Source organism: Streptomyces sp. NPDC001020 (genome assembly GCF_053599115.1).
The window spans coordinates 17,949-27,485 of the sequence record NZ_JBSFLQ010000063.1 but is presented as its reverse complement, the minus strand read 5'-3'; the positions used below and the strand labels follow the sequence as shown (position 1 = coordinate 27,485).

8 protein-coding genes and 2 tRNA genes are annotated in these 9,537 nt (G+C 68.3%); 6 read left to right on the top strand and 4 right to left on the bottom strand.

Features of this window, described 5'->3' with window-relative positions:
- Positions 1-203 precede the first annotated feature (203 nt).
- The 3 genes from ACWDEX_RS35000 to ACWDEX_RS34990 form a co-directional block, all read right to left on the bottom strand.
- Positions 204-276: transfer RNA gene (locus ACWDEX_RS35000), tRNA-Gly, on the bottom strand.
- Between the two features lie 77 nt (positions 277-353).
- Positions 354-428: transfer RNA gene (locus tag ACWDEX_RS34995), tRNA-Gly, on the bottom strand.
- 379 nt (positions 429-807) lie between these two features.
- Positions 808-1,125 carry a histone-like nucleoid-structuring protein Lsr2 gene (locus ACWDEX_RS34990; protein ID WP_450468496.1) on the bottom strand — a complete coding sequence of 106 codons (318 nt, stop codon included), beginning with the start codon at positions 1,123-1,125 and terminating at the stop codon, positions 808-810.
- A gap of 361 nt (positions 1,126-1,486) precedes the next feature.
- Between ACWDEX_RS34990 and purS the strand changes: the two genes are divergently transcribed.
- The 3 genes from purS to purL are packed head-to-tail and all read left to right on the top strand — an operon-like array spanning position 1,487 to position 4,706.
- The gene (gene purS / locus ACWDEX_RS34985) at positions 1,487-1,750 is read left to right on the top strand and encodes a phosphoribosylformylglycinamidine synthase subunit PurS (protein ID WP_071366785.1); all 264 of its coding nucleotides are present in this window, start codon (positions 1,487-1,489) and stop codon (positions 1,748-1,750) included.
- Positions 1,747-2,451: a phosphoribosylformylglycinamidine synthase subunit PurQ gene (gene purQ / locus ACWDEX_RS34980; protein WP_450468495.1), complete on the top strand. Its 705-nt coding sequence runs from the start codon at positions 1,747-1,749 to the stop codon at positions 2,449-2,451. The genes purS and purQ overlap by 4 nt, the downstream gene beginning before the upstream one ends.
- Positions 2,448-4,706 (top strand): phosphoribosylformylglycinamidine synthase subunit PurL, encoded by a 2,259-nt coding sequence (gene purL, locus ACWDEX_RS34975; RefSeq protein ID WP_450468494.1) that lies wholly within the window; start codon positions 2,448-2,450, stop codon positions 4,704-4,706. Before purQ ends, purL begins: the two co-directional genes overlap by 4 nt.
- A 45-nt stretch (positions 4,707-4,751) precedes the next feature.
- Here purL and ACWDEX_RS34970 read toward each other — a convergent pair whose 3' ends face one another.
- Positions 4,752-6,215 (bottom strand): MFS transporter, encoded by a 1,464-nt coding sequence (locus tag ACWDEX_RS34970; protein ID WP_450468493.1) that lies wholly within the window; start codon positions 6,213-6,215, stop codon positions 4,752-4,754.
- Between the two features lie 96 nt (positions 6,216-6,311).
- Here ACWDEX_RS34970 and ACWDEX_RS34965 point away from each other — a divergent pair, with 96 nt between their 5' ends.
- From ACWDEX_RS34965 to purF, 3 genes are all read left to right on the top strand, one after another.
- Positions 6,312-6,953: a TetR/AcrR family transcriptional regulator gene (locus ACWDEX_RS34965; RefSeq protein WP_450468492.1), complete on the top strand. Its 642-nt coding sequence runs from the start codon at positions 6,312-6,314 to the stop codon at positions 6,951-6,953.
- Positions 6,954-6,963: 10 nt separating this feature from the next.
- On the top strand, positions 6,964-7,761 hold the full coding sequence (locus ACWDEX_RS34960) for a sterol carrier family protein (protein WP_450468491.1): 798 nt from the start codon (positions 6,964-6,966) through the stop codon (positions 7,759-7,761).
- A gap of 235 nt (positions 7,762-7,996) precedes the next feature.
- Positions 7,997-9,523 carry an amidophosphoribosyltransferase gene (purF, locus tag ACWDEX_RS34955; protein ID WP_450468490.1) on the top strand — a complete coding sequence of 509 codons (1,527 nt, stop codon included), beginning with the start codon at positions 7,997-7,999 and terminating at the stop codon, positions 9,521-9,523.
- Positions 9,524-9,537: the final 14 nt, after the last annotated feature.

Below are 9,537 nucleotides of genomic sequence, written 5' to 3'. Positions count from 1 at the left end.
GCAATGGCTGCACACCTACAATCACCACCGCGGACACACCGCGCTCAAGGGTCAGCCACCCGCCAGCCGCGTTCCTAACCTCTCAGGGCAATACACCTAGGTCTGGCATCAGTGCGCGGTGTCATCGCACTGCATGACAAATGTCGGACACACGACGGGAACGAGAAAGACCCCGGTCCAGTGGACCGGGGTCTTTCTTCCCGAGCGGACGACGAGGCTCGAACTCGCGACCTCAACCTTGGCAAGGTTGCGCTCTACCAACTGAGCTACGTCCGCATTGCCCCCGACCGGCTTTCACCGATCGGTGCGAGCACCAGCCTACCTGATCCACAAGGGTGGTCGGGCCGATGCTGTGGAGCGGGTGACAGGAATTGCACACTGCGCCTCCCCCTTGGAAAGGGGGTGTTCTACTACTGAACTACACCCGCGTGACGCTTGGGGGTTCCAGCCTCTCGGCCTTGCCCCTCGGCGTGTTCCAGACTCTATCTGATCACCAGGGGGAAAACGCAAGTCGGGTGCGGATGGGGGCCGATGGGGCGCGTGCGGGCGGCGGCCGGCGAGCGCGCTCACGGGGTGACCCCGGCGTCCGGGGCCAAAGGTTGACGACGGATGGGCGGAGTGCGGAACCTCCGGCCGGTCGACAGAAGCGGAGCGAGGGTCGGGGAATCCGGGCCCGGCCCGGCCGGGGATGCCCCGGCCGACGGCGAAGCAGGCCTCGGCGAGTGGAGGTGCGCCGACCGACCGGGCGCCTTGGACGCCACCGGCCCGGCGGGCCGGGGTGGGCCCGGTCGAGCCTGACCGAACGCGTCAGTGCGCCTGTGCGAACGCCTCGTAGACCTTCTTAGGGATGCGGCCCCGTGGCGGTACGTCCATGTTGTGTGAGCGTGCCCAGGCGCGGACGGCGGCAGGGTCGGGCGTCAATGCCGTGTGCGTGTACGCCTTCCCGGACTTCGCCTTCTTGCGGCCGGCCTCGACGTACGGTGCCAGCGCCTTACGCAGTTTCTTGGCATTGGCTTGATTGAGGTCGATCTCGTACGACTTGCCGTCCAGTCCGAAGGCGATCGTTTCCGCCGCTTCTGAGCCGTCGATGTCGTCAAAGAGAGTGACCACGACACGCTGCGCCACGAATATCGGTCCCTTCGTGCGACACCCCAGCGATCATCCGTCATGACGTGCGCAGACGCCAAGAAGATGTCGGAGAGATGTCGACTGTCCGGCAGTAATTGAGCAAAGTATCGGCTATTGCCTTTTCCTTTGTACAGTGCCTGGCAATGCACTGGGAAGACCGACTGAATGCCTCCGCGTGTCCGGGCGCAATGGTCGTCCGACGGGTGTTCTGCGATTTTCCAAGGATTTTCCGTGCGGATCCCGCGGTTCACGCCGGATAGTGATGGCGGTCACGTAGGATACTACGAATCTACGCGAGTAGAAATTTTGTACGGGTAGTCTGAAGGGACCTGCTCAGCACCACACACCGGGAGTGCCAGTGGCACGCGTCGTAGTCGACGTCATGCTCAAGCCGGAGATTCTCGACCCGCAGGGCCAGGCAGTGCAGCGCGCACTGCCGCGGCTTGGTTTCGAGGGCATCTCCGACGTCCGTCAGGGAAAGCGATTCGAGCTCCAGGTGGACGGGCCGGTCGATGACGCCGCGCTCGCCCGCATCCACGATCTCGCGGAATCTTTCCTCGCCAACACCGTGATCGAGGACTTCACCGTCAAGGTGGAGGAAGTGGCGGAGGCCGCGAAGTGACCGCTCGTATTGGCGTCGTCACTTTCCCGGGGAGCCTGGACGACCGGGACACCCAGCGCGCGATCCGCCTCGCGGGCGCCGAACCGGTCGCTCTCTGGCACAAGGACAAGGACCTCCGGCAGGTCGACGCCGTCGTACTGCCGGGCGGCTTCTCGTACGGCGACTATCTGCGCGCGGGTGCCATCTCCCGCTTCTCGCCGGTGATGGAGACCGTCATCGAGCAGGCGAAGGCCGGCCTCCCGGTCCTCGGTATCTGCAACGGCTTCCAGGTCCTCACCGAGGCCCATCTCCTTCCGGGCGCGATGCTCGGCAACAACCACCTCCACTTCATCTGCCGCGACCAGAAGCTGCGGGTGGAGAACGCGGAGACCTCCTGGACCAGCGACTACGAGAGCGGCCAGGAAATCCACATCCCGCTGAAGAACATGGACGGCCGGTACGTCGCCGACGAGTACACGCTCGACAAGCTGGAGGCCGAGGGCCGGGTGGTGGTCCGCTACCTCGCCCGCGGCGGAGCCGCTGATGAAAGCGGCAACCCCAACGGCTCGCTCCGTGACATCGCCGGCATCACCAACGAGGCCGGGAACATCGTCGGCCTCATGCCGCACCCCGAGCACGCCGTCGAGCCGCTGATCGGTACGGGTCGTACCGACGGCCTGCCGTTCTTCACCTCGATCCTCAAGAAGCTGGTCAACGCATGAGCCGGACGCCTCTGGACACGGTCGAGCACGCGGCCGCGACCCCCGACGTCGAGCTGCCCTGGGCCGAACTCGGCCTGAAGAAGGACGAGTACGAGCGGATCGTCGAGATCCTGGGCCGCCGCCCGACGGGCGCCGAGCTCGCCATGTACTCGGTCATGTGGTCCGAGCACTGCTCGTACAAGTCCTCCAAGGTCCACCTCCGCCAGTTCGGCGAGAAGGCCCCCGAGTCGGACGCCCTGCTCGTGGGCATCGGCGAGAACGCCGGTGTCGTGGACGTCGGCCAGGGTTACGCGGTCACCTTCAAGGTCGAGTCGCACAACCATCCCTCGTACGTCGAGCCCTACCAGGGTGCGGCCACGGGCGTCGGCGGCATCGTGCGCGACATCATCGCGATGGGCGCCCGGCCGGTCGCCGTCGTCGACCCCCTTCGCTTCGGCGCGGCCGACCACCCGGACACCAAGCGCGTGCTGCCCGGCGTCGTCGCCGGTATCGGCGGCTACGGCAACTGCCTCGGCCTGCCCAACATCGGCGGGGAAGTCGTCTTCGACGCCTGCTACCAGGGCAATCCACTGGTCAACGCCGGTGCCATCGGTGTGATGCGGCACGAGGACATCCACCTCGCGAAGGCGTCCGGCGCCGGCAACAAGGTCATCCTGTACGGGGCGCGGACCGGCGGTGACGGTATCGGTGGCGCCTCGATCCTGGCCTCCGAGACCTTCGACGACGCGAAGCCCTCCAAGCGGCCCGCTGTTCAGGTCGGCGACCCCTTCCAGGAGAAGCTGCTCATCGAGTGCACCCTGGAGGCGTTCAGCGAGAAGCTGGTCGTCGGCATCCAGGACCTGGGCGCGGCCGGCCTGTCGTGCGCCACCTCCGAGCTCGCCTCCAACGGCTCCGGCGGTATGCGCGTGACCCTGGACGACGTACCGCTGCGCGACTCGACGCTCTCGCCCGAGGAAATCCTCATGAGCGAGTCGCAGGAGAGGATGTGCGCGGTCGTCGAGCCGGAGAAGGTGGACCGGTTCCTGGAGATCTGCGCCAAGTGGGACGTCATCGCCACGGTCATCGGCGAGGTGACCGACGGCGACCGGCTGGAGATCTACTGGCACGGCGGGAAGATCGTCGACGTCGACCCGCGGACGGTCGCGCACGAGGGGCCGGTGTACGAGCGCCCGTACGCCCGTCCGCAGTGGCAGGACGAACTCCAGGCGGACGACGCGAACAAGCTGCCGCGTCCGGCCACCGCCGAAGAGATCAAGGAGCAGGTCCTCAGGCTCGTCGGCTCCCCCAACCAGGCCTCGAAGTCCTGGATCACCTCGCAGTACGACCACTTCGTGCAGGGCAACACGGTTCTCGCCCAGCCCGAGGACTCCGGGATGATCCGTATCGACGAGACGTCCGGGCTCGGTGTCGCCATCGCCACCGACGGCAACGGCCGGTACGCGAAGCTCGACCCGTACGCGGGCGCTCAGCTCGCGCTCGCCGAGGCGTACCGCAATGTGGCGACCACCGGCGCCAAGCCGCTGGCCGTCTCCGACTGCCTGAACTTCGGCTCGCCCGAGGACCCGGCCGTGATGTGGCAGTTCGCGGAGGCGGTCCGCGGACTCGCCGACGCCTGCCAGCAGTTGGGTACCCCGGTGACCGGCGGCAACGTCTCCCTCTACAACCAGACCGGCGAGACGGCCATCCACCCGACGCCGGTGGTGGCGGTGCTGGGCGTCATCGACGACGTCGCCCGACGCACCCCGGTCGCCTTCCAGGAGGAGGGGCAGCTGCTCTATCTCCTCGGCGACACACATGAGGAGTTCGGCGGGTCGGCCTGGTCGCAGGTCGTCCACGGCCACCTCGGCGGTCTGCCCCCCAAGGTCGACCTGGAACGGGAGCGGCTGCTCGGCGAGATCCTGATCTCGGCCTCCCGAGACGGCATGATCGACTCCGCGCACGACCTGTCGGACGGCGGCCTGGTCCAGGCGGTCGTGGAGTCCGCCCTGCTGGGTGGCAAGGGCGCGCGGCTGGTCGTACCGGACGGCTTGGACGCGTTCACCTTCCTCTTCTCCGAGTCGGCCGGCCGCGCGATCGTCGCCGTGCCGCGCTCCGAGGAGATCCGTTTCAACGACATGTGCGGTGCGCGCGGCCTGCCGGCCACCCGGATCGGTGTCGTGGACGGCGACGCGGTCGAGGTCCAGGGCGAGTTCGCGCTCACGCTCGAGGAACTGCGCAAGGCCCACGAGGAGACCATTCCGGCGCTGCTGGCGTGACCACACCGTGAGGGGCCCCGTCCGGAACATCGGGCGGGGCCTGTCTCATACGGCCGCGGGTTCCTTGACGGGCTCCGCCTCCATCGGCCGGGTCCTCGGCAGCCGCAGGGCGAGCAGCAGGCACAGCGCCATGACCGCGGCCCCGCACAGGAACACCGTGTCGAGCGCGGAGACGTATGCCGTCACGCCCGCAGCGCGGTCCGCTCCGCGCAGGGCGACCAGGGAGCCGACGTCGCCGGGGCCGTCGTAGAGGCGGTCCAGCAGGGTGCCGAAGAGGGTGGCGCCGAGGGCTCCGCCGAGGGTCTGGAAGAAGCGGATCGCGGTGGTGGCGACGCCGAGTTGGTGGCCCGGAGCCGCCTGCTGCACCAACAGGATCAACTGACCGAGGAGTTGGCCGAACCCGAGGCCGACGAGCAGCAGGGCCGCCCGCAGTTGCCACAGGGAGGTGTGGGTGCCGGTGGTGGCCAGCAGGAGATAGGCGGCGGTGCCCACCGCGGATCCGCTGATCACGAACGTCCGCTCGGACCAGCCGCATCGGGTGAGCCACCCGGTGGTGATGCCCACCGCCATGATGCCCGCCGCCATGGGGATCAGATACAGGCCGGCGGAGGAGCTGCTGATGCCGCGGACGAGCTGGAGGTAGACCAGTACGTAGTAGATGACGCCCATCATGGCCGCGCCCATCAGCCCTTGGATCACGAAGCCCAGGCGCAGTTCGCGGATGCGGAAGAGCGAGGGCGGCAGGATGGGGTCGGCGGCGGTGAACTGGCGGCGCAGGAAGAGCCCGAGAGTGCAGACGAAGGCCAGTGCCAGGCCGATGACCTGCGGGGACGTCCATGCGTACTGCTTACCGCCCCACTCGGTGACCAGTAGCAGCGCGGTGGAGAACGCGGCGGCCAGCACGGCACCGGTGAAGTCGATCGAGCGGCTGGTGGCAGGGCGGGGGAGCTTCAGTGTGATCACGGCGGTGGCCAGGGCGGCGATGCCGAGCGGCAGATTGATGTAGAACGCCCAGCGCCAGCTTGCGTGGTCGGCGAGGAAGCCGCCGAGCCAGGGGCCCACGGCCATACCACCGCCCGCGACGATCCCGCCGGTGCCGGCGCCCTTGTTCTTCTCCTTGCCGGGCACCGAAAGCTGGGCGATGACGACCATCGTCACGCTCATCAACCCGCCCGCGCCGATGCCCTGTACGGCCCGGGAGGCGATCAGCCAGCCGATCGACGGGGCCGCACCGCACAGAGCCGAGCCACCGAGGAAGGCGCCCAGGGCACCGAGGAAGACGGGCTTGGCGCCGAGGGTGTCGCAGAGCCTGCCGTAGAGCGGGAGCATCGCGGCGGACGCCAGGGAGAACGCGCTGACCAGCCACGGGATCCTCGCGATGCCGTGCGCGGGGTCGAGGTCGCGCACGATCGGCACGGTGGCCGCCGACACGATCTGCATGTCCAGGACGGCTAGGACGATCGTGACGAGGCAGGCGAGCAAGGCGAGTTTGCGCCGGGTGTCGGTCATGGGAAGCACCATGCCCTGAAGAGATGTACCGAGTCAATCATTAATCCAGGACTAAATTTCATCACGGACTAATGTTCGCCTTGGTAAGGTGACGTCATGGCTACTGAGGCGATGGGGCTACGCGAACGCAAAAAGCTGCAGACGGCGATGCGGATCTACCGGACCGCGGTCGCCCTGTTCGTCGAGAAGGGCTTCGACGCCGTCTCGGTGCAGGAGATCGCCGATGCCGCCGAGGTCTCCAAGATGACCGTCTTCAACTACTTCGGGTCGAAAGAGGAATTGGTCTTCCGACCCATGGTCGAGCACTTCTCCGACGCCGCCCGCGCCGTGCGCGAGCGCGCGCCCGGTGAGTCGGCGGTGGACGCCGTGCGACGGCAGTTCCTGGAGATGATCGAGAGGCGCGACCCATCGATCGGCCTGAACGGCGAGCCGTTCGCCCGCCGGATCCGCGAGGTCATCGTGGCGACACCGGCGCTGATGGAACGCGCCTATGCCGAGTCGGAGAAGGGCGCGCGCGAACTGGCCGACGTGCTGGCCGAGGAGACCGGTGACGCCACGCTCGCTCTGGTCGCCGCCGCCGCGCTGACCGCCGCCCGCAACGCCCTCGTCGAGGAGCACCACCGCCGCATCGACAGCGGCGAGACCGTCGACGAGGTCGCCGCCGACGCCGCGGAACGCGCCCACCGAGCCTTCGGCCTGATCGCCGAAGGCCTGAGCGGATACGCGCTGAAGGCATAGGCTCATCGCCATGCCCCCGGCCAAGAAGCGCACCAGGACCTACGACCCGGTGAAGACCCGCACGGCGGTCCTCACCCAGCTCGGCAACGTACGGGAAGCCGTAGGCACCCTGTCGCCCGCGCAACTCGCCCTTCCCACGCGACTGGAGGGCTGGACGGTGAGGGAGTTGGTCGCGCACATCGGGATGGCCGTCACAGCCGTCGGTCGCTCGCTCGACCAGCCGGAGCCGACGCGGCAGGAAGCCTCGCTCCTGGACTGGCCCTTCGCCACCTCCGCCAGCTCCTCGGCCATCGACGACTTCACCCGGAGGCTCGCCCGGGACCAGCCCGACCTCGACGCCTTTCTCGCACAGGTGGAGCAAGACCTGACCCGGCAGCTCGACGCGCACCCCGGCACCCGGCTGCTCGCCACCAACGCCGGGGCTCTGCCGCTCGCCGACTACCTCGTCACCCGAACCGTCGAGCTCGTCGTCCACACCGACGACCTGAACGCCGCGGTGCCGGGCCTGGACGTCCCCCAGGACCGCCAGGCTCTCGCCTGCGCCACACGGCTCCTGGCCGACGCGCTCGCCGTCCGGGCGCCCGGCGCATCAACCGAGGTACGCATCCCGCCGTACGCCGTCGTGCAGTGTGTCGAGGGCCCCCGGCACACCCGCGGCACCCCGCCCAACGTGGTCGAGATGGACCCGCTGACCTGGATCCGGCTGGCCACCGGGCGGACCACGTGGCAGGAAGCCGTGACGGACGCCGCAGTCAGCGCGAGCGGGGAGCGGGCCGACCTCGGGGGACTGCTGCCGCTCATGGCGTGAAGCGGATCCGTGGGGCGTCCACCCACGCGCATGATGTGCGACACCTCACTCATGTCCCCACCGCAGAAATCCCCGCCGCCTGCCCGACACCGTGTACCCGCGCCGGATGGATCACCAATACCCAGCCTGACCTGGGAAAACACCGCCCCCACAACAGTTGTCGCGGGTGAGGGGCCCAGGACTTACAGCCATCCCCAATTCGGACCAGCGGTCGGCCTCGAATACACTCGGTGGCGTGCCACGTGGTGACGGTCGACTCAATCACGACCTGCTCCCCGGTGAGAAAGGCCCCCAGGACGCGTGCGGCGTCTTCGGTGTCTGGGCTCCGGGTGAAGAGGTCGCAAAGCTCACGTACTTCGGGCTCTACGCCCTCCAGCATCGGGGTCAGGAATCCGCGGGTATCGCGGTCAGTAATGGCTCCCAGATCCTCGTCTTCAAGGACATGGGCCTGGTTTCCCAGGTCTTCGACGAGACCTCGCTCGGTTCGCTCCAGGGTCATATCGCGGTCGGTCACGCCCGCTACTCGACCACTGGCGCCTCCGTGTGGGAGAACGCCCAGCCGACGTTCCGTGCCACGGCGCACGGCTCCATCGCGCTCGGCCACAACGGCAACCTCGTCAATACGGCGCAGCTCGCCCGGATGGTCGCCGAGCTCCCCAAGGAGAACGGCCGCGCCACCCAGGTGGCCGCGACGAACGACACGGACCTGGTCACGGCCCTCCTCGCCGGTCAGTTCGACGACGACGGCAAGCCGCTGACCGTCGAGCAGGCAGCCCTCCTGGTGCTGCCGAAGGTCATGGGAGCCTTCTCGCTCGTCTTCATGGACGAGCAGACCCTTTACGCGGCCCGCGACCCCCAGGGCATCCGCCCGCTGGTCCTCGGTCGCCTGGAGCGCGGCTGGGTCGTCGCCTCCGAGACCGCCGCGCTCGACATCACGGGCGCCAGCTTCGTCCGCGAGATCGAGCCGGGCGAGTTCATCGCCATCGACGAGAACGGCCTGCGGTCGTCGCGCTTCGCGGATGCGAAGCCTCGCGGATGTGTTTTCGAGTATGTGTACCTTGCCCGTCCCGACACGGACATCGCCGGGCGGAACGTCTACCTCTCTCGTGTCGAGATGGGCCGTCGCCTCGCCAAGGAGGCTCCCGTCGAGGCCGACCTGGTCATACCGACCCCGGAGTCCGGCACTCCGGCCGCCATCGGTTACGCGGAGGAGTCCGGCATCCCGTTCGGCGCCGGCCTGGTCAAGAACGCGTACGTCGGGCGTACCTTCATCCAGCCCTCGCAGACGATCCGCCAGCTCGGCATCCGTCTGAAGCTGAACCCCCTGAAGGACGTCATCAAGGGCAAGCGCCTGGTCGTCGTCGACGACTCGATCGTGCGCGGCAACACCCAGCGGGCGCTGGTACGGATGCTGCGCGAGGCGGGCGCCGCCGAGATCCACATCAGGATCTCCTCCCCGCCGGTGAAGTGGCCCTGCTTCTTCGGCATCGACTTCGCGACCCGTGCCGAGCTGATCGCCAACGGCATGACGGTCGAGGAGATCGGCACCTCGCTGGGCGCCGACTCCCTGGCGTACATCTCCCTCGACGGCATGATCGAGGCGACCGCCATCGCCAAGCCGAACCTGTGCCGCGCCTGCTTCGACGGCGAGTACCCGATGGAGCTGCCGGACCCGGAGCTGCTGGGCAAGCAGCTTCTGGAGACCGAGCTGGCGGCCGGTCCCGCCGCCACGGCCGCGGCCGACGCCATCCGTCGCCCGTGAGCCCGTCCCACCAA

Coding starts and splice junctions, on each gene's coding strand:
- purL (WP_450468494.1), top strand. CDS start 2,448: ATGAGCCGGACGCCTCTGGACACGGTCGAGCACGCGGCCGCGACCCCC.
- ACWDEX_RS34970 (WP_450468493.1), bottom strand. CDS start 6,215: ATGACCGACACCCGGCGCAAACTCGCCTTGCTCGCCTGCCTCGTCACG.
- ACWDEX_RS34965 (WP_450468492.1), top strand. CDS start 6,312: ATGGCTACTGAGGCGATGGGGCTACGCGAACGCAAAAAGCTGCAGACG.
- ACWDEX_RS34960 (WP_450468491.1), top strand. CDS start 6,964: ATGCCCCCGGCCAAGAAGCGCACCAGGACCTACGACCCGGTGAAGACC.